21 protein-coding genes and 2 pseudogenes are annotated in these 23,777 nt (G+C 70.0%); 11 read left to right on the forward strand and 12 right to left on the reverse strand.

Features of this window, described 5'->3' with window-relative positions; all coding sequences use genetic code 11:
• The first annotated feature begins 33 nt into the window (after positions 1-33).
• Together ACYVHG_RS12845 and pntB are read left to right on the forward strand one after the other, a co-directional pair.
• Positions 34-1,572, forward strand: a complete 1,539-nt coding sequence (locus ACYVHG_RS12845; RefSeq protein ID WP_461167849.1) for a Re/Si-specific NAD(P)(+) transhydrogenase subunit alpha — start codon at positions 34-36, stop codon at positions 1,570-1,572.
• Positions 1,573-1,579: 7 nt separating this feature from the next.
• Positions 1,580-3,031 (forward strand): Re/Si-specific NAD(P)(+) transhydrogenase subunit beta, encoded by a 1,452-nt coding sequence (pntB, locus tag ACYVHG_RS12850; protein ID WP_461167850.1) that lies wholly within the window; start codon positions 1,580-1,582, stop codon positions 3,029-3,031.
• Between the two features lie 63 nt (positions 3,032-3,094).
• Here pntB and ACYVHG_RS12855 read toward each other — a convergent pair whose 3' ends face one another.
• Positions 3,095-3,745 (reverse strand): NAD(P)H-binding protein, encoded by a 651-nt coding sequence (locus tag ACYVHG_RS12855; protein ID WP_461167851.1) that lies wholly within the window; start codon positions 3,743-3,745, stop codon positions 3,095-3,097.
• A gap of 46 nt (positions 3,746-3,791) precedes the next feature.
• Positions 3,792-4,403 carry a LysE/ArgO family amino acid transporter gene (locus ACYVHG_RS12860; RefSeq protein ID WP_461167852.1) on the reverse strand — a complete coding sequence of 204 codons (612 nt, stop codon included), beginning with the start codon at positions 4,401-4,403 and terminating at the stop codon, positions 3,792-3,794.
• Positions 4,404-4,474: 71 nt separating this feature from the next.
• Between ACYVHG_RS12860 and ACYVHG_RS12865 the strand changes: the two genes are divergently transcribed.
• Both ACYVHG_RS12865 and ACYVHG_RS12870 read left to right on the forward strand, forming a co-directional pair.
• Positions 4,475-5,350: a LysR family transcriptional regulator ArgP gene (locus tag ACYVHG_RS12865; protein WP_461167853.1), complete on the forward strand. Its 876-nt coding sequence runs from the start codon at positions 4,475-4,477 to the stop codon at positions 5,348-5,350.
• 67 nt (positions 5,351-5,417) lie between these two features.
• Entirely contained in the window at positions 5,418-6,899 is a 1,482-nt protein-coding gene (locus tag ACYVHG_RS12870) for a diacylglycerol kinase family protein (protein WP_461167854.1), read from the forward strand.
• A 27-nt stretch (positions 6,900-6,926) separates the two neighbouring features.
• Here ACYVHG_RS12870 and ACYVHG_RS12875 read toward each other — a convergent pair whose 3' ends face one another.
• The 5 genes from ACYVHG_RS12875 to ACYVHG_RS12895 form a co-directional block, all read right to left on the reverse strand.
• Positions 6,927-7,721, reverse strand: coding sequence for a chymotrypsin family serine protease (locus tag ACYVHG_RS12875; RefSeq protein WP_461167855.1), 795 nt, complete (start codon positions 7,719-7,721; stop codon positions 6,927-6,929).
• Between the two features lie 67 nt (positions 7,722-7,788).
• Positions 7,789-8,652: a P1 family peptidase gene (locus tag ACYVHG_RS12880; protein WP_461167856.1), complete on the reverse strand. Its 864-nt coding sequence runs from the start codon at positions 8,650-8,652 to the stop codon at positions 7,789-7,791.
• A gap of 22 nt (positions 8,653-8,674) precedes the next feature.
• A complete protein-coding gene (locus ACYVHG_RS12885; RefSeq protein ID WP_461167857.1) occupies positions 8,675-9,061 on the reverse strand; it encodes a DUF5313 family protein in 387 nt (128 codons plus the stop codon).
• Positions 9,058-9,516: a MarR family winged helix-turn-helix transcriptional regulator gene (locus tag ACYVHG_RS12890; RefSeq protein ID WP_461167858.1), complete on the reverse strand. Its 459-nt coding sequence runs from the start codon at positions 9,514-9,516 to the stop codon at positions 9,058-9,060. Before ACYVHG_RS12890 ends, ACYVHG_RS12885 begins: the two co-directional genes overlap by 4 nt.
• 48 nt (positions 9,517-9,564) lie before the next feature.
• Positions 9,565-11,943 carry an ATP-dependent DNA ligase gene (locus ACYVHG_RS12895; RefSeq protein ID WP_461167859.1) on the reverse strand — a complete coding sequence of 793 codons (2,379 nt, stop codon included), beginning with the start codon at positions 11,941-11,943 and terminating at the stop codon, positions 9,565-9,567.
• Between the two features lie 118 nt (positions 11,944-12,061).
• Between ACYVHG_RS12895 and ku the strand changes: the two genes are divergently transcribed.
• The gene (gene ku / locus ACYVHG_RS12900) at positions 12,062-12,874 is read left to right on the forward strand and encodes a non-homologous end joining protein Ku (RefSeq protein WP_461167860.1); all 813 of its coding nucleotides are present in this window, start codon (positions 12,062-12,064) and stop codon (positions 12,872-12,874) included.
• 8 nt (positions 12,875-12,882) lie between these two features.
• On the opposite strand, the pseudogene ACYVHG_RS12905 reads toward ku, so the two are convergent.
• Positions 12,883-14,184 (reverse strand): annotated as a pseudogene (locus tag ACYVHG_RS12905) (peptide synthetase); the annotation flags it as partial.
• A 53-nt stretch (positions 14,185-14,237) separates the two neighbouring features.
• On the opposite strand from ACYVHG_RS12905, the gene ACYVHG_RS12910 reads away from it, so the two are divergent.
• From ACYVHG_RS12910 to ACYVHG_RS12920, 3 genes are all read left to right on the forward strand, one after another.
• Positions 14,238-15,023 carry an alpha/beta fold hydrolase gene (locus ACYVHG_RS12910; RefSeq protein WP_461167861.1) on the forward strand — a complete coding sequence of 262 codons (786 nt, stop codon included), beginning with the start codon at positions 14,238-14,240 and terminating at the stop codon, positions 15,021-15,023.
• 128 nt (positions 15,024-15,151) lie between these two features.
• Positions 15,152-16,462, forward strand: a complete 1,311-nt coding sequence (locus ACYVHG_RS12915) for an MFS transporter (protein WP_461167862.1) — start codon at positions 15,152-15,154, stop codon at positions 16,460-16,462.
• Between the two features lie 10 nt (positions 16,463-16,472).
• Positions 16,473-16,790, forward strand: coding sequence for a helix-turn-helix domain-containing protein (locus tag ACYVHG_RS12920; protein ID WP_461167863.1), 318 nt, complete (start codon positions 16,473-16,475; stop codon positions 16,788-16,790).
• A 49-nt stretch (positions 16,791-16,839) separates the two neighbouring features.
• On the opposite strand, the gene ACYVHG_RS12925 is transcribed toward ACYVHG_RS12920, so the two are convergent.
• Entirely contained in the window at positions 16,840-17,940 is a 1,101-nt protein-coding gene (locus tag ACYVHG_RS12925; protein WP_461167864.1) for an adenylate/guanylate cyclase domain-containing protein, read from the reverse strand.
• Between the two features lie 29 nt (positions 17,941-17,969).
• Here ACYVHG_RS12925 and ACYVHG_RS12930 point away from each other — a divergent pair, with 29 nt between their 5' ends.
• Genes ACYVHG_RS12930 through ACYVHG_RS12940 form a run of 3 tightly spaced genes read left to right on the forward strand, consistent with a single transcriptional unit; the run spans position 17,970 to position 21,002 of the window.
• On the forward strand, positions 17,970-19,349 hold the full coding sequence (locus ACYVHG_RS12930) for an L-serine ammonia-lyase (RefSeq protein WP_461167865.1): 1,380 nt from the start codon (positions 17,970-17,972) through the stop codon (positions 19,347-19,349).
• Positions 19,350-19,383: 34 nt separating this feature from the next.
• Positions 19,384-19,788 carry an NUDIX hydrolase gene (locus ACYVHG_RS12935; protein ID WP_461167866.1) on the forward strand — a complete coding sequence of 135 codons (405 nt, stop codon included), beginning with the start codon at positions 19,384-19,386 and terminating at the stop codon, positions 19,786-19,788.
• On the forward strand, positions 19,785-21,002 hold the full coding sequence (locus ACYVHG_RS12940) for a winged helix-turn-helix domain-containing protein (RefSeq protein ID WP_461167867.1): 1,218 nt from the start codon (positions 19,785-19,787) through the stop codon (positions 21,000-21,002). Before ACYVHG_RS12935 ends, ACYVHG_RS12940 begins: the two co-directional genes overlap by 4 nt.
• On the opposite strand, the gene ACYVHG_RS12945 is transcribed toward ACYVHG_RS12940, so the two are convergent.
• From ACYVHG_RS12945 to ACYVHG_RS12955, 3 genes and pseudogenes are all read right to left on the reverse strand, one after another.
• Entirely contained in the window at positions 20,930-21,730 is an 801-nt protein-coding gene (locus ACYVHG_RS12945) for a Fic family protein (protein WP_461167868.1), read from the reverse strand. The two genes, ACYVHG_RS12940 and ACYVHG_RS12945, sit on opposite strands and share 73 nt — an antisense overlap.
• A gap of 56 nt (positions 21,731-21,786) precedes the next feature.
• A complete protein-coding gene (locus ACYVHG_RS12950) occupies positions 21,787-22,713 on the reverse strand; it encodes an ATP-binding cassette domain-containing protein (protein ID WP_461167902.1) in 927 nt (308 codons plus the stop codon).
• A 159-nt stretch (positions 22,714-22,872) separates the two neighbouring features.
• Positions 22,873-23,565 (reverse strand): annotated as a pseudogene (locus ACYVHG_RS12955) (ATP-binding cassette domain-containing protein); the annotation flags it as partial.
• Between the last annotated feature and the right edge of the window lie 212 nt (positions 23,566-23,777).

Raw genomic sequence — 23,777 nt, forward strand, 5'->3', positions numbered from 1 at the left:
CCGTGCCGCGCGCCGGCAGTGGGGGTGCTGCGCATGATCATCGGAGCTTTGAAAGAGGCGCGCCCGGGTGAGACCCGTGTCGCCGCGACTCCGGCCACGGTGGCCCAGCTGATCAAGCTCGGCTACCAGGTCGTCGTGGACTCGGGTGCCGGCCAGGCCTCCTCGTTCGCCGACGATGCCTACATCGAGGCGGGAGCCTCCATCGGCGATGCCCGTGCCGCGGACGTCGTACTGGGCGTCAACGCCCCGTCGGCGGCGCAGCTCGACGGGATGCGCCCGGGGACCACGGTTGCCGCGCTGCTGGCACCCGCACAGAACCCCGAGCTGCTCGAGGACCTGCGCCGCCGGGAGCTGACTGCGCTGGCCATGGAGTCGGTGCCGCGCATCTCACGCGCGCAGTCGATGGACGTGCTCTCCTCGATGGCGAACATCGCCGGCTACCGCGCGGTGGTCGAAGCCGCGCACGTCTTCGGCCGGTTCTTCACCGGACAGGTGACCGCCGCGGGCAAGGTGCCGCCGGCCAAGGTGCTGGTGGTGGGTGCCGGTGTCGCGGGTCTGGCCGCGATCGGCGCGGCCGGATCGCTCGGTGCCATCGTGCGCGCCACCGATCCGCGCCCCGAGGTGGCCGATCAGGTGGCTTCCCTGGGTGGCGAGTACCTCTCCGTCGCGGACCAGTCCGCCGAGGCCGCCGAGGTCTCCAAGACCGGCTACGCCAAGGAGATGGACGACGACTACAAGGCCCGCGAGGCGCAGCTCTACGCCGAGCAGTGCAAGGACGTCGACATCATCATCACCACGGCACTGATCCCCGGGCGCCCCGCGCCGCGGATCATCACCGAGGAGATGGTCGCCTCCATGAAGCCGGGCAGCGTCATCGTGGATATGGCCGCCCAGAACGGCGGCAACGTCGGCGGCACGGTGAAGGACGAGGCGGTCGTGACGCCGAACGGTGTCACCATCATCGGCTACACCGACCTGGCCGGGCGTCTGCCCGCGCAGGCCTCGCAGCTGTACGGAACCAACCTGGTCAACCTGCTCAAGCTGGTGACGCCGGAGAAGGACGGCCGGCTCGTCCTCGATTTCGAGGACCCGGTCCAGCGTTCGATCACCGTGACCCGCGCGGGTGAGCTGCTGTTCCCGCCGCCACCGGTACAGGTCTCGGCGGCGCCGAAGGCCGCCGCGGCGGCCACCGAGGTCGAGGAGAAGCCCGTCAAGGAGCCGATGTCGGCCTCCAAGAAGGTCTCGCTCACCCTGGTGGGTGTCCTGCTGTTCGGCCTGCTGATCAGTTTCTCGCCGAACCCGCTGCCGCAGCACTTCACCGTGCTCATGCTGGCGATCGTGATCGGCTACTACGTGATCGGCAACGTCGCGCACGCGCTGCACACCCCGCTGATGTCGGTGACCAACGCGATCTCCGGCGTCGTCGTGGTGGGCGCGCTGCTGCAGTTGGCGTCGACCAGCGTCACCGTGCTGGTGCTGTCGACGATCGCGATCCTGGTCGCCTCGATCAACGTCTTCGGTGGTTTCGCGGTCACTCGCCGCATGCTCGCCATGTTCAGCAAGGGAGCGTGACGCACTCATGGGAATCACTGCAATCGCCACTGCGGCGTACATCATCGCCTCACTGCTGTTCATCCTCTCGCTGGCGGGCCTGTCCAAGCACGAGTCCTCCAAGAGCGGCCTGACGTACGGCATCGCCGGCATGGCGCTCGCCCTGCTCGCGACCATCGCGCTCGCGGTCCAGCACGTCTTCGACCTCGAAGGCCTGGAGATGCCGTGGCTTCCGGTCGCGTTGATGGCCGGTGCCATCGCGATCGGTGCCGTGATCGGCCTGTGGCGGGCACGCATCGTCGAGATGACCGGCATGCCCGAGCTGATCGCGTTGCTGCACTCGTTCGTCGGCCTCGCAGCCGTGCTGATCGGCTGGAACGGCGCCATCGGCGGCCCGCACCTGTCGGAGGTCGCGCCCGACGACCGCGGCGCGATGATCGGCATCCACGCGGCCGAGGTCGCGATCGGCATCTTCATCGGTGCGGTCACCCTCACCGGTTCGATCGTCGCGAACCTCAAGCTGTCGGCCAAGATGAAGTCCGCGCCGCTCATGCTGCCGGGGAAGAACTTCATCAACGTCGGCTCGCTGGTCGTGTTCGCGGTGCTGACCGCCGTCTACGTGGCCCGTGAGGTCAAGGACGACACCACCGGCTTCGTGCTGCTCGGTGTGATCACCGCGCTGGCACTGTTCCTGGGCTGGCACCTGGTGGCCTCGATCGGCGGCGGCGACATGCCCGTCGTCATCTCGATGCTCAACAGTTACTCCGGTTGGGCCGCGGCCGCGTCGGGCTTCCTGCTCGGCAACGATCTGCTGATCGTGACCGGTGCGCTGGTCGGTTCCTCCGGTGCGTACCTGTCCTACATCATGTGCAAGGCGATGAACCGTTCGTTCATCTCCGTCATCGCCGGTGGCTTCGGCATCGAGGCCGGTCCGGCGGACGACAAGGACTACGGCGAGCACCGCGAGGTCAACGCCGAACAGGTCGCCGAGCTGCTGACCGGTGCCAAGTCCGTCGTCATCACCCCCGGCTACGGCATGGCCGTCGCGCAGGCCCAGTACGGCGTCGCGGAGCTCACCCGCAAGCTGCGGGACAAGGGTGTGGACGTGCGGTTCGGCATCCACCCCGTCGCCGGCCGTCTTCCCGGGCACATGAACGTGCTGCTCGCCGAGGCCAAGGTGCCCTACGACGTGGTGCTGGAGATGGACGAGATCAACGACGATTTCGCCGACACCGACGTGGTGCTGGTGATCGGCGCCAACGACACCGTCAACCCGGCGGCGTCCGAGGACCCGGGCAGCCCGATCGCCGGTATGCCGGTGCTCACGGTCTGGGAGGCCGAGAACGTCATCGTGTTCAAGCGGTCCATGGCCGCGGGCTACGCCGGCGTGCAGAACCCGCTGTTCTTCCGCGACAACTCGGCGATGCTCTTCGGCGACGCCAAGGACCGCGTGCAGGACATCCTCTCCGCGATCAACTGACCCACGGATCTCGGGCCCGGCCTCGTCGAATTCGACGGTGCCGGGCCCGATGCGTGTGCGCGGTCAGGTCCAGGCCTGCTCGATGTCGACGGTGCCGTCGGTGAACGGCAGGTCCCTCCCGACGGTGTCCGGGCGGTCCAGCACCGAGGCGGCCACCAGTGCCACGTTCGCCCGCGAGGTGCCGGGATTGTCGGCGGCCCGCACGGCTCGCGGATCCACCCGGCCGGTGGGCTCGTCGAGGGTGAGCCGGCCCGGCATCAGCACCGACCACTGCAGGTCCGAGGCGCGCAACGCGACGTCGGCGGCGGCCTTGGCCTCCGCGTACGGGAAGAACGGGTCGGTCTCGGGAACGCCGTGGTCGGGCGCGGAGCCGAGGTAGGAGATCATCACGTAGCGCGTGACGCCCGCGGTCTCGGCGGCCTGGATGGACCGGATCGCCGCATCCCGGTCCACCGCGTAGGTGCGGTCGGGATCGCCGCCGCCGGCGCCGGCCGAGAAGACCACCGCATCCGAACCCTTCAGGATCTCGGCCAGATCCTCACGGGTCGCCCGTTCCAGGTCCAGGAGTACCGGATGCGCGCCGGTCGCGGCGACCTCCGCCTGATGTCCGGGGTCGCGGATCAACGCGTTCACCGCGTCGCCGCGGGAGCTGAGGATCCGGGCCAGCACCAGGGCGACCTTCCCGTGTCCACCGATGATCGTGACAACTGCCATGCCTACCAACGTACGCGTCCCGCAGGGGCCGGACGATGCTCCGCGTTCAGCCGCCGAGCGGCATCGTCGCCAGGCGCAAGGCCAGGGCCAGCAGCAGCATTGAAATGCCGATGTTGATCGCCCGCCACACTCCGGGTCGGCCGAGCGCCCCGGCGAGGCGCCTGGCACCGAATCCGAGCAGGCAGAACCAGGCGACGCTGGCGATCACGGCGCCGAGTGCGAACCACCACCGGTCGTCGGCGTACCGGGTCGACGCCGAGCCCAAGAGCAGCACGGTGTCCAGGTAGACGTGGGGATTGAGCCAGGTCAGCGCCAGTATCCCGGCGACGATCGCGAACACCGAGTCGGCGCCGTCACCGCCGGCGACCAGCCCGGTGCGGACCCGCGCCGACCACAGTGACCGCAATCCGTATCCGGCCAGCACCGCCACACCGATCCACTTCACGATCTCCAGCAGCACCGGCCGTCCGGACACCGCCGCACCCAGGCCGGCGACCCCGGCGACGATCAACAGCACGTCGGAGACGATGCACACCGCGACCACGGGTATCAGCCCGCGGCCCCGCACACCCACCTGCAGCAGGTACGCGTTCTGCGCACCGATCGCGACGATCAGCGAGAGCCCGAGGCCGATGCCGTTGAGGAGCGCGGTGGTCATGGCGGTAAAGCTAGGCGCTGCGCCGCCATAAGAGCCAATGCGCACAGGTGATCACTCATTAGAATCACTTCATGCTGGACGCGCATCGCCTACAGACTCTCGTCGCCGTTGTGGAGGAAGGCGGCTTCGGCGCGGCCGCGGCCCGCCTGCGGATCACCCAATCGGCGGTCAGCCAGCGGATTCGGGCCCTGGAGCAGGAGGTCGGTCACGTGCTCGTCACCCGGGAGGGGCAGTGCCGCCCCACCGGGCAGGGGGAGGTGCTGCTCGGTCTGGCCCGCGGTGTGGCCTCGCTGGAGGCCGACGCGCTCGGCCGGCTGTCCGACGGTGCCCGGCCCGCGGCCGTTCTCGACGTCGGCGTCAACGCCGACTCCCTGGCCACCTGGTTCCGCGATGTGGTCGATGCGGTCGCTGCCGAGTCCGACGGTCCACTGCTGCGGCTGGTGGTCGACGACGAGCACCACACCGCCGATCTGTTGCGCGCAGGCACCGTGCTGGGCGCGATCACCACCGATCCGGAGCCGGTGCAGGGTTGTCATGTGGAGTACCTCGGACTGATGCGGTACCTGCCGGTGTGCACCCCCGGATTCGCCGAACGCTGGTGCATCGCGGGCCGCTGGCAGTGGAAGCAGATGCCGGTGGTGCAGTTCGACCTGCGCAAGGATCACCTGCAGAACCGGGTACTGCGCCGCCGCGGCGTGCGGACCGCGCCGCCGCAGCACCGGATCCCCTCGTCGGAGGGGTTCGCGCACGCGGTGCGCGCCGGACTCGGCTGGGGCAGTCTCCCGCAGGCCCAACTGGGCGAGAGCCTGCACACCGGTGAGTTGGTGCGCCTGTCCGACGACGTGGTGGACGTGAAGCTGTACTGGCAGTCGTGGCGGCTGCACACCGGCGCCACCGACAGGCTGACCGATGCGATCCACGCCGCGGCCGCGATCCACCTGGGCTGAACACCTCGGAACCGGCTTCTCTGCTTCATCGCACTCGCCCGGGCCGAGGCGCGGGTAGTTTCGAGCCATGCCGGAATCCGTGCCGCATCCCCTTCGCACGCTCCACGAGGGTCTGAGCGACCTCGATCGCCGCCTGTTCGACGCGGTCGCGGACTCGCCGAGTCCCCTGCTGGACCTGACGATGCGGCCGTTGTCGTCGTTCGCCGATCACTCGAAGCTGTGGATGGTGATCGCCGCGGGCATGAGCACCGGGGGCCTGTCCTGGCGGCGCGGTGCGGTCCGCGGGCTGGCCACGCTCGCCGTCACGAGTGTGATCGTCAACCAGGGGCTCAAGCGGGTCTACCCCCGCTCGCGCCCGCTGTTCGACGGTGTCCCGCAGCGTCGCGCCCGCCGCCAGCCCACCTCCACCTCCTTCCCGTCCGGCCACTCCGCTGCCGGCGCGGCTTTCGCCATCGGTGTCGGCATGGAGAACCGGACCGCCGGGTACGCGCTCGCGGGACTGGCCGGTGCGGTGGGCCTGTCCCGGGTGGCGACCGGTGCGCACTACCCCGGAGACGTCCTGGCCGGGTTCGCGGTGGGTGCCGGTGTCGCGGTGGCCGGTGCCAGGCTGGTTCCGCCGGTCGACGACAGCCGCACCATGATCCCGCCGCCCCGTACCGAACGGCTCACCACCGATCCCGACGGTGACGGTCTGGTGGTGGTGCTCAATCCCGCCTCCGGAGACGGCACCGGCACCCGGGTAGCCGAGGAGATCCGCCGCGATCTGCCGCGCGCCGAGATCGTCGAGCTGACAGAGGACTCCGATGTCGAGAAGGTGATCGCCGAGGTGGCCGGGCGGGCCCGGTACCTGGGTGTCGCCGGTGGCGACGGCACCGTGGCCACGGCGGCCGCACAGGCCGTGGCCACCGGCACACCGCTGGCGGTCTTCCCGGCCGGGACGTTCAACCACTTCGCCAAGGACATCGGTGCGGAAACCGTGTCCGCCGTGGTGGATTCGTTCCGCAGTGGGCGGGTGGCGCACGTGGACGTGGTGCGGCTCAACGGCGAGAAGCTGCTGCTCAACACCGCCAGCATCGGGGCCTACCCCGACTTCGTCCGCACCCGCACCCGGTACCAGCGCCGCCGGATCGGCCGGGTCACCGCAACTTTCCGGGCGATGCGGAAGACGCTGCGGCACAGTGCGCCGGTGCGGGTCCGGATCGAAGGCAGGGCGGCGCAGGTCTCGTTCTTCTTCCTCGGCAACTCGATGTACGGTGCTCCCGGTTTCGTTCCCGGGCGGCGGTTCCGGCTCGACGACGGCCGGCTCGACGTGCGTTACCTCGAGGACGGTCACAGCAATGCGACGGTGCGGCTACTGCTGTCCTGGATCAGCGGCCGCATCCGGAACTCGAAGATCTACCGGGAACTCCAGGCCCCGGTGGTCACCATCGAATCCGATGAGCCGTTCCGGGTGGCGCACGACGGTGAGGTGGGCGAGACCTACACCCGGGCGGTGTTCACGATCGGCTACCGCGAGCTGCGGGTCTTCGGTACCAGCGTCACCGGCTGAACCCGGCTGGGAAAGCTCGGAGCCGACTCAGCGGGTACCCAGTAGAGTCATCGCGTTCACCTCGACGTCGGCGGCGATCAGCGTGCCGGTACCGCGCCCGGTGCCGGTGCCGTCCTCCCGGGTGGTCACGGTGTTGATCACCCCGACGGCGGTGTAGCTCCCGTCCGGCCAGCGGGCGTACACCGGACCGCCGGAATCGCCTTCCACCGCCGGGATTCCCGCCCAGGTGACCCGGTGGTCGCCGACGTCGACCAGTACCCCGCAGTGCCGTCCGGTCCGGGCCCCGACCACGCAGATCTCCGGCTGCCCGGCCCGCAACTGATCGCCGGTGCTGTAGCCGGTGACCGCGCCGACGGACCGGGCCACCGGTGCCACGGCATCATCTGCGACCTGAATGATCGCGATGTCCTGCCCGAGTGTGCGGCGGGTGGATTTGATGAACTCGCCGAACGGCACACTGGCACCGTCGGGCCGGAGGTAGCGCGCCACCGGTCGCTGCGCCGGGCGTACCGCCTTCGCGGCCTCCGCACAGTGTCCGGCGGTGAACGCCACGAGCTGCCCCTGCGGATAGCGGGCGAAGAAGGCGAGAGTGCAGACACTGGAGTACACCCCCAGCGGATCGGCGAAGGTCGTGATCCCCGCGCCGGTGGTGGGCCGGCCGGCCGTCGCCGGTGCGCGTTCGGGTGCGGCGATCGAGTACGGGGCCACACTGGGCGTGCTCACCGGTTGTACGCGGGTCTGCGTCTGCGCCGGCTCCTCACCGCCGGGCCCGGACCGGCCGAGCGCCGAACAACCACCCGCGAACAGGGCTGCCAACAGCACGGACGCTGCGATTCGCGTCCGGACCGTGCGGAGCCCGCCGATGATCACGGCTCTTAACAGTAGGCGTTCAGGCCCGGCTGCGGACGGCCTCGGTCACGGCTGTGACGGCCAGGGCGCGGACCAGATCGACCGCGGCCTCGACCGGTCCGGTGGCGGCGGAGATGAACGCGTCTCCGTCGAAGCGGGTGTGCGGCGGGTCGATCGCCCGGGCCAGCCCGTCGTGCGCGCCCTGCGCCAGGATCAGGCATTCGACTTTGGTCAGCCGGGCATTGGTGATGACGACGCCGATGGTGGTGTTCTGCCGCTCGCCACCGGGGGCGAAGGGCTGGTAGTCGCCGAACGCGGCGGCGTCGGCGGTGCCGGTGGCGATGTCGCCGAAGGCGTTCACCGCGCACAGTGCCCCCACGATCAGCTCACCCGCGTGCACCTCTGCGTAGCCCAGACCGGCCTCGCGCATGCCCTCGATCCCGCGGGACTTGCCGACGGTGGCCCCGGTACCCGCGCCGATCAGTCCGTTCACTGCGGTATCGGTCTCCGCCGCGTCGGCGGCGGTGTAGCCGTCGTCGGCGGTGGGACGCACCGTGGGATCGCCCACCATCAGGTCGAACAGGCCCAGAGTGGGCACGATCGGCACCGGCCCGGCCACCGTCTCCACTCCGCGGCCCTCCTCCTCGAGGCGGCGCATCACGCCGTCCGCGCAGGCCAAGCCGAAGGCCGAACCTCCGGTGAGTACCGCCGCGTGGATCTCCTGCACCGATCGCTGCGGGTCCAGTAGGTCGAACTCACGGGACGCCGGTGCTCCGCCGCGCACCTCCCCGGAGCCGACGGTGCCGTCCGGGAACGTGACGACGGTGCAGCCCGTACGTGCCACCGGATCGGTGACGTGACCGACGCGGACGCCGGGGACGGTGACGGTATCGCTGACGGGCATGGTCCTCAGGGTACGTCGGCGGTCAGGATCGGGTCGGGCCGTAGGCCGACTCGTAGGCCACACGGGTCGCGGCGCGCCGCTCGGCGACACCGGGGTGTTCGAGGGCGGGGTCGAGCCCGTTCCGTTCCAGCCGGCGGGAGCGGTTCGGACGCATGTAGGCGGCGTTGTAGAAGACCGCGAGCAGCACCCCGAGCAGCACGGTGGCCCCGCGCACCCACAGCGGCCCGGGCAACAGCATCAGCAGTGCGTACACCGGCAGGACGGCGATCTGCCCGCGAAGCAGGTGGCGGATCATCCAACTGCGGCGGGTCAGGTTGTGGCGCACCCACTCCCGGTTCCGGTCGGGGAGCTTGCCGGTGTACACCCAGGCGATGTAATGCAGCGGATCGGGACGGCGGATCGCGCTCACGGGGCCTCCTTCAGCGCGCCCGCGGCGACCGCTTTGGCGTTGACCGCGGTCAGTACCCGGTGAAGTTCCTCGAGCTCGTCGAGGCTGGTCCCGAGCTTGTCGATGACGGTCTCCGGCACCTGCACCGCCTGCGCGCGCAGGTCGCGGCCGGCGTCGGTGAGATCGACCTCGATCCGTCGTTCGTCGTCGGCGGCGCGGCTGCGGGTGATCAGTCCCTGGGATTCGAGACGTTTGAGCAGTGGGCTCAGGGTGGGCGAATCGAGTTGCAGTGCTTCACCGATCTCCTTGACCGAGCGCGGCGCCGCTCCCCACAGGGCCAGCATCACCAGGTACTGCGGATGGGTGAGGCCCATCGGGGCGAGGATCGGGCGGTACACCGAGAGCACCGCGCGGTTGGCGACGGCCAGCGCGAAGCACACCTGGCGTTCCAGGTCGAGCGGATCCGATTCGGTCATACCGCACAGGCTACAAGATGAGTAGCGCAATAATCAATAGTGCACGAACTAATCCGCGTCGTCCCACGGCGCCTCGTCCGCGGACGGCAGATCTCCCGGCAACAGGTCCCTCCTGAAGCCCCGCCAGCTCGGCTGACGCAGGCGGCCTCCCCGTCGCAGCGACGCGTACCGCACGTCCCCGACCACCTTCGGCAGCACCCACACGGCATCGCGGGCATCCGGATCGTCGATCGGCTCGGTGAACGGTGAGCGGCGCATCCGCAGCGGCTCCAGCTCCTCCTGCAGTGCTGCCAGTTCACGATCGGTGAACCCCGAGCCGACCGAGCCCAGATACACCAGCCCCGTCTCGGTGGGCAGTCCCACCAGCACCGAGCCGATCCGGTGCGCCCGCGCTCCCTTCCCGGGCTTCCACCCGCCGATCGCCACCTGCAGGTCACGCCAGTTCTTGTGCTTGATCCAGGCGCGCACCCGCTGGCCGGGCAGGTACGGCGAGTCCCGCCGCTTGGCCACGATCCCCTCCCAGCCGCGTTCGGTGCTCAGTGCCGCCGCGGCAGCGCCGGTGGTGACCGGAAGAATCGGCGGGACGCTCACCGCGGCATCGGATTCGAGCAACGGTGCCAGGCCCTCGAGCAGCTCACGCCGCACCCGCCAGGGCCGGTGCAGCAGATCGACACCGCTGAGCGCCAGCACGTCGAACAGCAGCAGCTGCACCGCGCCCACCCGGGTCTCGCCGCTGGACATCAGGTGGAACGACGAGACCCCGGCCTCGTCGAGGACCACCGCCTCACCGTCGAGAACGGCATCCATGCCGTCGAGATCCTGTGCCAGGGATGCGAACTCGGGGAAATCTCCGGTCACCGTTCGCCCGGACCGGGTGCGCAGTGCGACGGTGCCGTCGCGCACCGTCGCGATGATCCGGTATCCGTCCCACTTGACCTCGAAGGCCCAGTCCTCGCCGGAGAGCCGGTCGATGCCGGACTCGGTGGGCAGCATCGGATCCGGGGCCGCCCCGTGTGCCGGTGGAGCTGTAGCCGACTTGTCCTTGGTCAGGTGCGCCAGCCAGTTCTTGCCGCCGGTGCGGATCAGCGCATAGCGCTTGCCCTGCAACCGATTCCCGTGCAGGGTCACGATCACCTCGTCCGGGCGCCACTTCTCCAGGTGGTAGGTGCCGTGATCGAAGATGCTCACCTCGCCACCGCCGTACTCGCCCCGGGGGATGCTGCCCTCGAACGAGGCGTAGTCCATCGGGTGGTCCTCGGTGCGCACGGCCAGGTGGTTCACCTCCGGGTCGTCGGGGAGGTTCTTCGGCACCGCCCAGGAGACCAGTACGCCGTCGTATTCGAGCCGGAAGTCGTAGTGCAGGCGTCGTGCGTGATGCTCCTGGATCACGAAGATCGGATCACCCTGCGAGGGTTGCCCGCCGAACGGTTCCGGGGTCCGGCGCGCGTCCCGCTTGGCCCGGTACTCCTCGAGGTTCACGGGGGCGGCGTCCGGCCGCTCAGGTGCTCCCCCCGCGGCGGCGGTGTCGGCACCTGCGGAGCGCGCCGCTCCCGTCAACTCGGCGAGCAGGTCACCGTCGGCGCGGGCCCGGGCGAGCACCTCGCCGAACTCGAGCTGGCGCAGGCCCGGACGGCGCAGTTCGTCCCAGGTGCGCGGGGCGGCGACCCACGGCCGGGACAGTCCGCGGAGCGAGTACGGGCTGATCGTGGTCTTGGATCCGCTGTTCTGCGACCAGTCCACGAAGATCCGCCCGCCGCGGCGGTCCTTGGACATCGACGCGGTCACCAGATCGGGTGACTCGGCCTCCAACTGCGCGGCGATGGCGTGCGCCACTTTCCGCGCACCCGGGGAGGAGACGCCTCCGGGCAGCGTGGCGTACACGTGCAGGCCCTTGGACCCGCTGGTCACCGGGTAGCCCTCCATGCCCATTCCGGCCAGCAGCTCAAGGATTCGCAGGGCCAGCTCGGCGCAGTCGTCGAGGGTCACCTGCGGTCCCGGGTCCAGGTCGAGCACCAGCCGGTCCGGTGGACCGGGCTGCCCGTCCGGTAGGAAGACCCACTGCGGAACGTGCAGTTCCAATGCGGCCTGCTGGCCCAGCCACACCATGCCGGCGGTGTCGTCGATCAGCGGATACAGGGACTCGCCGTCGGAGTGTTGCTGTGCCCCGCGGCGGATCCAGGCCGGCGCGTGTTCGGGCAGGCGTTTCTCGAAGAACGCGGTCCGGTCAACCCCGTTCGGCCAGCGCTTGCGGGTCAGCGGACGCTCGTGCAGGTGCGGCAGTACGTATTCGGCGATGCCCTGGTAGTAGTCGATCACCTCGGCCTTGGTGGTGCCGGTCTCGGGGTAGAGCACCTTGTCGAGGTTGGTCAGCTGCACCACGACGCCGCCCACCTCGCGGTTCTCCCGGATCTGCGCCACGTGGGCCATTATCGACGCCCGGCGCCGCTCTCGCCGCCGCTCGCGGCAGATCCGCGCCGGGCGGACCGGACGGCTGCGCTGCGCGCCGGGCCTCGCAATCTCCGCGCTACCGGGTCACAATGGTCACATGCGCGCGATATGGACGGGTGAACTGTCATTCGGGCTGGTCAACGTACCCGTCAAGGTGTACTCCGCGATCGAGAGCCACGATGCGAAGTCGCACCAGGTCGATTCCAAGGACGGTGTCCGTATCCGCTACAAGCGCGTGCGTGAGGGCACCGACGACGAGGTGGAGTTCGCGAACATCGCCAACGCCTACGAATCCGACGACGGCGAGACGGTGGTGCTGTCCAAGGATGACGTCAAATCCATGCCGGTGGAGAAGCACCGGGAGATCGCGGTGACGGAGTTCGTGCCGCGCGAGGACGTCGACCCGATCATGTTCGACAAGCCCTACTTCCTGGAGCCCTCGTCGAAATCGCCCAAGGCCTACGTGCTGCTGCGTCAGGCACTGCAGGAGACCGACCGGCTGGCGATCTGCACCTTCACACTGCGCAACCGCACCCGGCTGTGCGCGCTGCGGGTGGTTGGCAACGTGATGGTGCTGCAGACGCTGCTGTGGCCCGACGAGGTGCGCACGCCGGAGTTCCCGGCCCTGACCGAGGACGTGAAGATCCGCCCCCAGGAACTCGCGATGGCCGCGTCCCTGATCGACTCGATGGCCACCGATTTCGACCCCGACCAGTACGAGGACGACTACCAGGTGCAGCTGCGCCAGCTCATCGAGGCCAAGGCCACCGGCGGCGAGGCGTTCCCGGAGGTTCCGGAGGAGGAGACCGAGGACGACGAGGTCGCCGATCTGCTCGCCGCGCTGAAGGCGTCGGTGAAGAACCGCGAGTCCCAGGGCGGCAGACCCACCCGCAAACGCGCTGCGAGCTGACCGGCTTACCCGGCCGCGCTCCGCGCACGGGACTGCAGTTCCCGGACCACCCCGTCCAGCCAGCCGCCGACGCTCTCGCGTGCCTCCATCGTGTCCGGGTAGCGGCAACGCAGGTGCAGGCCGGCCTCATCGAGGATGAACCAGAGCATCACCCCGTCGGTGTGGACGCTCGCGCCCACGTACTGCGCGTCCAACCGGGTTGCGTCGATCCGCACCGGGAGCCGGCGCAGATCCAGCCACGAGATCGCGAACATGCCCGGCGCCTCGGGCATTCCACCCCACTCCGCGAGCACGTCCTGCAGCGGCCACGACCCCAGTCGCACCGCCTCCTTCACCGCGGCGGCCGCTACGGCCGGCTCGTCCGCGGGACAGTCGATCACCGAATTGGTGATGAACCAGCCCGCCGAATCGTGCCAGGTCCCGTCGTAGCGGCTGTGTACCGGGAAGACCGCTCGCAGCGGGGTTCCGGCGAGCTCGAGGGTCACCCGGGTCATCGCGGCGATGGTCGCCGAGAGGGTGGAGATGCCCTGCTCGCGCGCCGCGGCGCCGAAGGCCTCCACCTCGCCGGTACCGAGGACATCACGCAGTTCCACCCGCTCCACGCGCGGCGACGGTGCCCCCAGCGGCAGCGGGAAGGTGGGCATCACCCCGCCGCTGGCGGTGAGGATCTCCGACCAGCGCCGCCGCACCTCCAGCGGGGATCGCTCCCGCTCGGCGAGCGCCCGAGTGTGCTCGACGAACGGCGGAACCGCGGTCAGGACCGGGGTCTCGCCGGCGGTGACCTGATCGAGCGCGGCCAGCAGGTCCCGGGCGAACACCAGCATCGACCACATGTCGGTGTGCGAGTGATCGGCGGCCACCACCACCGTGGGCTCGGCCGCGGTCTCCAGCACGCACAGCCGGTGCGCCGGGCGGCGCAGCGGGGAGCAGGCATCGTCGAGTACCTCCCGCAGGGCGTCGTTGACGGCCTGCCCGGGCCCGATCTGATGCTGCACCCACTGTCCGGCGGTGACCTCGATCCGGTGCAGGCGGGGTGCATCGCCGGGGCCCGCACCCGGGGAGAAGGCGGTCCGCAGGGTGCCGTGCCGGGCGATCACCGCCAGCCATGCGGCGGCCAGCGCCTCGCGGGGTACCGGATCCGGTAGCCGGAACGACAGCGCCATCCACGAGCCGGGCCGATCCCCCCAGCTCACGTGCCGCGCCTGGTCGAACGAGACCGGTAGTTCCTCGCCCAACTCGGAGGCGGTCACGTCGTAGCCGTAGAGCCGGCCGAAGGGCAGTCGCAGGTGTGCGATGTTGGTCAGCCGCATGGGCGGTACCCTAGCCCTCTCCCATCCCCACCGCCCGACGAGAGAAGTAGTCGATGACCAGCTTCGACGTTCCCGGGGCCGAGCTCGCGATCCAGTTCAGCGACGAGGCCGGACGGCCCGTGGTGCAACTGCACGGATTGACGTCCAGCCGGGCCCGTGACCGGATCCTCGACCTCGACCTGGGGCGGGGCCTGTCCGGTACCCGGCTGCTGCGCTACGACGCCCGCGGCCACGGACGGTCCACCGGCAGGCAGGTACCCGGCGACTACCGCTGGCAGAACCTCGCCGATGATCTGCTGCGGCTGCTCGATCATTGGTTCCCCGGCGAGCAGGTGCACGGTGTGGGGCCGTCGATGGGTACGGGCACGCTGCTGCACGCGGCGGTGCTCGACCCGGGCAGGTTCAGTGGGCTGACGCTGATGGTGCCGCCGACGGCGTGGGCCACCCGTCCGGCGAAGGCGCAGGAGTACCTGGCCGCCGCCGACCTGATCGAGCAGCAGGGGATCGGTGCGTTCCTGGCAGCCGGGGAGGAGCTGGTGGCGCCGCCGGCGACCGCCCCGCACCCGCGGACGACGCCGGACGTGACCGAGGCGCTGCTGCCGTCGCTGTTCCGCGGTGCGGCCGCGAGCGACCTTCCGGATCCGGGAGCGATCGCCGGGATCGACGTGCCGGTCAGCCTGCTCGCCTGGGTCGACGATCCCGGGCATCCGGTCTCGACGGCGCAGGAACTGACCAGGTTGTTGCCGCGGGCGACGCTGTCGATCGCGCGGACCCCGCAGGACGTGCAGTTATGGCCGTCGGTGCTGTGCGACGACGTCGACGGGCGATCACCGGCCTGACCTCCCCAGTCGGTCGGTGACCACGACGGCGAGCAACCCTGCAGGTCAACGAGCGAAAACCAGTTGCTTTCCGTGCGCCGACTGGGCACCGTCTAAGGGTGTCCGACGGTGCCTGTACGCGACGGAGCATGCCCCGCATGCTCCGGCCACTGCTACGACGAAACTACCGGCTACTGTTCATCACCCTGCTCTGCGCGTTGATCGCCGACGGCATGTGGATGATCGCCATGGTCTGGCAGGTGATCCGCATGGGCGGATCACCGACCTCGGTCTCGGTGGTCTCAGGTGGTGCCGCGGTGGGCCTGCTGGTCTCCACCCTCGCCGGCGGTGTGGTCGCCGATCGGTTCCCGCAGCAACGCATCCTGTTCGTTCTGGAGGTGTGCAACGCCAGCGTCATCGGGGGTATCGGGATCCTGGTGTGGCTGGACGCGGTGACGGTGCCGATGATGCTGTCGGCCACCGTGGCGCTCGGCCTGGTCTCCGGCTTCTACTTCCCCGCGTACTCGGCGCTGGTGCCGCGTCTGGTCCCGCCGGGCGAACTGCTCGCGGTCAACGGTTACGAATCGGCGGTGCGTCCGGCCGCCGCGATGGCCGCCGGGCCGGCGATCGCCGGCGCGCTGATCGGACTGCACTCGCCGGGCCTAGCGCTGGTCGCCGCAGCCGTGTTACCGCTGACCGGGGCGGTCGTGGTGACCTGCATCCGCCTCGACCCCACTGTCGCGGGTGACGATGACGGTGACGGAACCGAATCCGAACCGGGGCATCCGCTGCGCGAGCTGTGGGAGGGCGTGCGGTACGTGCGGCGTACCCCGTGGCTGCTCGCGACTCTGCTGTTCGCCAGCCTGCTGGTGCTGGTGGTCTCCGGTCCGATCGACGTGCTGCTGCCGTTCGCGATCAAGGACGCCGCGCAGGGCGGAGCGTCGGAGCATTCGATGATCCTCGCCGCGTACGGGATCGGCGGTGTGGTCGGAGCGCTGGTCATGGCCTCGCAGACGCTCCCGCGTCGCTACCTGACGGTGATGATGTGCCTGTGGGGCATGGGTGCGGTGCCGCTGATCGTGTTCGGGCTGGCGACGAACGTGATGGTGATGGCGGTGGCCGGCTTCGTGCTGGGCGTGGTCTTCGAGGCGCCGATGGTGATCTGGGGGACGCTGCTGCAACGACGGGTGCCGCGCGCACTGCTCGGCCGGGTGTCCAGCCTGGACTTCTTCGTCTCGCTGGTGTTCATGCCGCTCTCGCTGGCCCTGGCGGGACCGGTGAGCAGCATGATCGGCCTGAGCGCGACGTTCGTGATCGCGGGCCTGCTCCCGCTACCGCTGGCGGCGATCGCGGTGATGTGGGCACGGATGGGCCGCGATGAGCTGGCGCACCCGCTCACCGACGACGCGCCGGTTACGCCCACCGTGAACGCTCCGCCACCCGAGCGCACCGTCGGATAGGCTCGACCGCATGACGAGTGGGGTGGCGGGCTTCGACACGCACGAGCCGGTGGAGGCCGCGCGTCCCCCGCTCCTGCGCGAGGTCTTCGGCCGGGTGCTCCGGCAGGAACGCACTCGGCAGGGCCGCACCCTGGCCGAGGTCGCTCATGAAGCGGGGGTCTCCACCCAGTACCTGTCCGAGGTGGAACGCGGCCGTAAGGAGGCCTCGTCCGAGGTGCTCGGCAGTGTCTGCGACGCTCTGGGCGGGTCGCTGATCGAGTTCGTCGGCGGGGTGCACCGGGAACTGCTCGGCACCCGCACCCGCCCGGTAGCGCTCGCTGCCGCCTGAGCCGCTCGCCGCCCGATGCGCGCCGCCTGATTGCGCGCCCTGCCGCCCGTCAGTGCTGGTGCGCGGCCCCGGGCTCGGCGAGCTCCGGCTCGGAGTAGTCCGGGTCGGGGAAGTCGGGGAGGCCCGTCTCCCCGTCGTGACCGATGTCGTCGGTGTCCGGATGCGTGTCGGAGGCCCAGCGCAGCAGGTGCGGGTGCACGGCCCGGAATCCGCGGGCCCGGTAGCTGCGCAGGCTGCGGGTCATCAGATCGGGGGCGTCGGTGATCGCATCGGCGAAGGTGGCGTCCACCAGTACCGTCCCCGGCCGGGTGGCGCTGGTCAACCGGGCAGCCAGGTTCACGACGCTGCCGAACAGGTCCCCGTAGCGCTGCAGCAGTTCGCCGTAGGCGATACCCACCCGCAGTTGCGGGAAGCCGATGTCCAGCGCTTCGAGCTCGGGATAGTCGTGTGGTTCCTGCAGAGTCAGGGCGATCCGTCCCGCCGTCGCCGGATCCGCCGCCGCGAACATGACCTCATCGCCGACGCTCTTGATGATCCACCCGCCGCCGCCGTAGATCACCGATCGCATCCGGGCCTCGAAGGTCGAGACCAGCGTGTTCAGTTCCTCCACCGCCAGACCGCGGCTCAGGCGCGTGTATCCGACCATATCGGCGAAGCCCACCGCCATGTGCGCGGTGAGCGCATCGGCGCCGTTGAGCATCATCAGCCGCTGGGTGGCGGTGGAGAGGTGCCGTCGCCAGATACGCGTCTGCAGGCGCTCCATCCGGTCGATCATCGTGGCGGTGCTGGCCGCCACGTCGTGTTCGGTGCCGCTCTCCTCGGAGAGGTCGATGAATTCACGCACCATCGGCGCCTGCCATTCGGCGAGCCGGTACATCGCCTGCCCCAGGGATTGCGCGCCCGGCAGTACCGCCTCCGGTTCGACGGCCCCGCTGGAGAACAGGGCCGCGAGGTCGCGGACGATCGTCACGTCCTCCTCGCTGAACGCCTTCTGGTCGTCGTCGCGCAGGTCCGCGAAGCCGGCGGATGTCCACCACACCCGCAGTTCCTCGACGTCGACTCCGCCCCGCTCGGCGAGTTCGCGGAAGGTGTACGCGCGGTCACCCGGAAGGAGCAGAGCGTCGAGATCGAGTTCTTCAGCGTCGCCCATACAACCAGTATGGCGCCTACCCTGGACGGGTGACCATCAGCGTGTTCGAGCTGTTCTCGGTGGGCATCGGCCCTTCGAGTTCGCACACAGTCGGGCCCATGCGCGCCGGAGCGGATTTCGTCGACGAAGTCGCGGCCACCGGACGCGGGGAAGTCCGTGCGGTGCAGGTGGATCTGTACGGATCACTGGCGGCCACGGGGCGCGGTCACGGTACCTTCACCGCGGTACTGCTGGGGCTGGAGGGCGAACGCCCGGAGTCCGTGGACCCGGACTACGTCGCCAAACGCGGAGCCGAGATCGAAGTGACCCGAAAAGTCCGATTCGGTGGCGCCTTCGAGGTTCCGCTGTGCACCGAGCTGATCGTGGTACACCCGCTGACGGTGCTGCCCAGGCACACCAACGGCATCCGGTTCCGGGCCGAGTTCGCCGACGGTGCCCCGCACGAAGCGGTGTACTACTCCGTCGGCGGCGGTTTCGTCGAACGCGAATCGGGTCCGGCCACCGTCAACGCGCTGGCCGGCACCGCCGGAGTGCCGCACGATTTCGATACCGCCGCAGGGTTGCTCGAGTTGTGTGATCGCACCGCGTTGACGGTGCCGCAACTGATGCTGCAGAACGAGATCGCGTTGCACGGCGGACCGACCGATCAGGCCGAGCGTGCGGTCCGGGAAGGGCTGGTGCACATCTGGTCGGTGATGTCCGCGTGCATCGAGCGGGGCCTGCACGCCGAGGGCATGCTCCCCGGCGGGTTGGGTGTTCCGCGGCGCGCTCCCGGCCTGTACCGCAAGCTGGTCGATTCCGGCGATGCGGACGCCATGGACTGGCTCAACGTGGCGGCGATGGCGGTCAACGAGGAGAACGCCTGCGGCGGCCGGATCGTCACGGCGCCGACGAACGGCGCCGCGGGGATCGTGCCGGCGGTGTTGTACTACGCCTTGCAGTTCCATCCGCGACTGGCCGAGGAACGGGACCGCACGGTGTGCGATTACCTGCTGACGGCCGCCGCGATCGCCGTGCTCTACAAGAAGCGCGCGTCGATCTCCGGTGCGGAGGTCGGCTGCCAGGGCGAGGTGGGGTCGGCGTGTTCGATGGCCGCGGGGGCGCTGGCGCAGATCCTCGGTGCCACGCCGGCCCAGGTGGAGAACGCGGCCGAGATCGGGATCGAGCACAATCTGGGACTGACCTGCGATCCGATCGGTGGGCTGGTGCAGATCCCGTGCATCGAACGCAATGCGATCGCCTCGGTGAAGGCGGTCAACGCCGCCCGTATCGCCCTGCACGGCGACGGCACGCACCGGGTCTCGCTGGATCAGGCGATCGAGACCATGCGCCAGACCGGCGCCGACATGCTCTCGAAGTACAAGGAGACCTCCCTCGGCGGTCTCGCCGTGAACGTGCCCGAGTGCTGAGGAATCTGTCGGTGGTCGTCGCTAGGGTGGCGGCATGGACGTGCTGACGGTGGCGGCGGTGTGTTTCCGGGACGAGGCCGGGCGAGTGCTCACGGTGCGCAAACGCGGCACCGATGCCTTCATGCTGCCCGGTGGCAAGCTGGAACCGGGGGAGGCCGCGATCGACTGCGCGGTCCGCGAGATCGATGAGGAGTTGGGCGTCGCGCTCACCACAGCAGACCTCACCCACCTGGTGTCCTGGCGCGGTCCGGCCGCGAACGAGGCGAACACCGATATCGAGTCCACCGTGTTCGCCACCGCGCTGCGGGTCGAGCCGCAGGCCGCGGCGGAGATCGCCGAGGCACGTTGGTTGGACCCCTCGGACCACGGCGACGTGACGATCGCTCCGATGTTGGAGCAGTACCTCTTCCCGCGGCTGGCGGGCACGCCGGGCCGATGAGGGTCAGCCAGCCGCAGGCGCGGCGGATCGCCCTCGCCGCCCAGGGCTTCGAGCCGGGCTTCGCGGGATCGTCCACTCCGACGATGCGGCAGGTGCAGAAGGCGATCGACCGGCTCAGGCTCATCCAGATCGACAGTGTCAACGTGGTCGCGCGCAGCCAGTACCTGCCGGTCTTCGCCCGCCTCGGCGCCTACGACACCGAGCTGCTCGACCGCGCCCGGGACAAGGCCCCGCGCCGGCTGGTCGAGGCGTGGGCCCACGAGGCCTCGCTGGTCCCGCCCGAGACCTGGCCGCTGCTGCGGCACCGCCGAGTCGCGGACCGGGTGACGTACCGGTTCGCGAGCTATGACGCGCGGCATCCCGGCCAACTGGATCGGTTGCGCGGCGCGCTCGCCGAGCTACCGCCGCTCACCGCCCGCGCACTGGAGGCGCACCTCGAGCACGAGCAGGTGGTGGAGAAGACGCACTGGGGTTGGAACTGGTCCTCGGTGAAGGAGGGCCTGGAGGTGCTCTTCCATGCCGGCGAGGTCACCAGCGCCGGCCGCACCGGCCAGTTCGAGCGGCTGTACGCCCCCACGCCGGCAGTGCTCGGGGAGCTCGCGCAGCGGGAGGTCTCGGACGAGGAGGCCTTCGTCGAGCTGCTGCGGCAGTCCGCGAAGGCGCACGGCATCGCAACCCTGCGTTGCCTGCGTGACTACTTCCGGCTGTCCACGGCCCAGGCTGCACCCGCCGTCGAGCAGTTGGTCGAGACCGGCGAACTGCTGCCGGTTCAGGCCGATTGGTGGCCCGGCACCGTCTACCTGCACGCGGATGCCAAGCGGCCGCGGGCGATGGCGGCACGAGCCCTGCTCTCCCCGTTCGACCCCGTCGTGTGGCAGCGCGAGCGGGCCGAGGCCCTGTTCGACTTCCACTACCGCATCGAGATCTACACACCCAAGGAGAAGCGGGTGCACGGCTATTACGTGCTGCCCTTCCTGTTCGGGGATCGGATCGTCGCGCGCTGCGATGTCAAGGCCGATCGCGCGGCGGGCGAGTTGCTCGTGCACTCGACCACCTGGGAGCCGGACGGTCGTGACGCCGCATCGGAGGCGGCACTGGAGCAGACCGTCGCCGAGATGGCCGGCTGGCTGGGGCTGGACCGTTACCGGCTACCCGCCGCGGGCACGGTGATCGCGTCGAACACGCGGAACAGTGCGTGCGCGTCGGGGCGGTAATGCCCGTGATCCGGGGCGGACCGACGGGACGCGCCATCCCAGTGCTTCTTCGAGACCGCTGCGAAGTCGAGCCGGAATCCGTGTCGTGTGGCGGCGAGCTGGAGCAGGGTCTTCGACGACCGGCCGTTTCCCTCGCGGAACGGGTGGGCGCAGTTCAGGTAGGCGTAGGCCTCGGCGAGATGGTGCGCGTAGCCGCGCGGGCTCAGGTGGTCGACGGGCCGGCGCAGGATCGCCGAGGCGTCGCCCAGATACCGTTCGATCGTGGCGGCGCGGAAGCTCTGATGCCGCAGGTCCATGTCGTACCGGCGGAAGACCCCGGACCACGGATAGACGTCACCGAACAGGGTGCGGTGGATCGCGATCAGATGCACGCCGTCGAAGGTCGCAGGCACGTCGATCAGCCCCGTCTCGATGCCGAACTGCCGAGCCGTACCGATCTCGAACTCCAACTGCTGCAGCGGTGTCGCATCTCGGATGCCGAAGCGGTTCCGCAGGATCCGAGTCCCCGGGTACAGGGTGTCGGAGAACCGTTGCGGCACGTCGATGCAATCCGGTGGGCCGGTCTCAGCGGCGGCCTGCGCACGTTCGACGGCTCGGGCGACGTACTCGTCGAGTGGGTCCGAGCCGGTGGCCAGGGCGAGCAGCCGCTCGACGTCCAGCGACGTCGGCGCCCAGCCCTCGAGTGCGCTGTTGGCGATCGCCCCGCGCACCACCGTCGCCCGTTCCATCCGCGCAGCCTATCGAGTAGCCGCGGGTGGTGAAGGCCGCCACCGCGGCGAGGCGGTCAGCGGGTGATCTCGACTTCGCGGGTCAGGCCCAGCTGGTCGAGGAAGGCGCGGTCGTGCGAGACGACCACCAGCGCCCCGCCCCAGGACTGCAGTGCCTGCACCAGCAGCTCCGTCGACGGGACGTCGAGGTTGTTGGTCGGCTCGTCCAGCGCCAACAGTGACGGCGCCGGGTCCGAGAGCAGGGCGATGGCCAGCGCGAGCCGCAGCCGCTCGCCGCCGCTGAGAGTGTTCACGGTCCGCTCCGCCTGCCGGCCGCGGAACAGCATCCGCGCGAGCGCGGCGTGGGCCTGCTGGGCGTCCAGGTCGGGATGGGCTCCGCGCACCGCGTCGAGCAGTGACCCCGCCTCAGCGGACCCGAAGCGCACGTCCTGCGGGACGTCGCCGATCACCGTCGGTGGCTGTGCGGCCCGGGCGGCGGCGATGGCGCGGCGCAGCACCGTCGTCTTGCCCGCCCCGTTGGGACCGACGAGCGCGATCCGCTCCGGCCCCACGACCTGCAGCGGTCCGTCGTCGAGCTGCACGCGATGCAGGCCGGGTCCCGGCTCGGGCAGGGTGATCCGCACCGACCGGTCGTCGCGGAGCCCCTGCTCGGCGGCGTCGAGGACCTCCCGCGCCGAATCGATCCGGTCATCGTGCAGGCCGCGGTACTTACCCGCGGCCACCTCCGCTGAGTTCTTCAGCATGCCCGCAACGATCTTCGGAACCCGTTTCTGCGACTGTGCCTTCGCGGCGGTCCGTGCTCGACGATCGAGCTTGATCTGCGCCTGCACCAGATCGCGGCGCTGTGCCCGGAGATCGATCTTCGCCGAGGTCACCGCCTGCTCCGCGGCGGCCTGCTCGGCGTCGAGCACTTCGCGGTAGTGCGAGTACGGACCGCCGAACACGCGAACCGCCCCGCGATAGAGCTCCACGGTCGAATCCATGCGTTCGAGCAGAGTCAGGTCGTGGCTGACCACCACCGCTGTGCCGCTGAATCCCTCCAACGCCTCGGTGAGCAGTCCGCGGGCGCGCTCGTCGAGGTTGTTGGTGGGCTCGTCGAGGAGCAGGGTGTCCGGCTGCAGGAGCAGCCGGCCCGCGATCGCGAGCAGGGTGGCTTCACCGCCGGACAGGGTGCCGACGGTGCGGTCCAGGCCGCCCAGACGCAGACCCAGGCCGTCGAGCACTGCGCTCGCGCGTTCCTCGACGTCCCACTGGTCGCCGAGTGCGTCGAAATCGGCGGGATCGGTGGAACCGGCCTCGATGCGGCGCAGCGCCCCGACCTGCGTGTCGATGCCCAGTGCGTGGGCGAGGGTGTCGGTGGGGCGGGCCTGCGGATGCTGCGGCACGTAGCCGACCACACCCGTTCCGCTCACCGATCCCGACGTCGGGGTGAGCCGGCCGGCGAGGATGCGCAACAGTGTGCTCTTCCCGGCGCCGTTGGCACCGACCAGGGCGGCTCGTCCGGCGGGGATGGTCGAGGTCAGGCCGTCGAAGACGGCGGTGGCGTCCGGCCAGGCGAACGAGAGCCCGGAAAGGGTGAGGGAGGTGGCCATGAAAGCTCCTGAGGTCCGCAGAGGTCCGAGTCGCGCGGCACGGCGGGCCGTGCGGCAGCGGGGAGAGGCGCGGGGAGAGGGGAGAGCTGGGAGGGGACGTCTCAGGAGAGCATGGCGCCAGTTTAGCCGGGGTGCGGCGCTGCCCGCACCTGGGTTTTTTCGCAGCCGTGCTGTGATGTGGATCGCATTGCGGGGGAGTTCGCTTGTGCGGGCGACGGTCGCCGGTGCTACTTTGTGGAGCATGTCCGGGAGTCTTGAGGCCCATCTGCGCGTCGGTTATGAGACCGTCGCGCTGGGCTGCCGTCTCCCCATGGTTCGCGTGCACTGTCGAATGTGCTGCTGCTGAGCGTTAACGCTCGCACTGCCCGGGCTCGTCCCACGCCCTGCTCGACAACTCCATTCTCTCGCCTGCGCCCGGTGTACACCGGATGCCGCGGCGTACGCACCCCCTTCGA

It is taken from the genome of Tsukamurella serpentis (genome assembly GCF_054780975.1).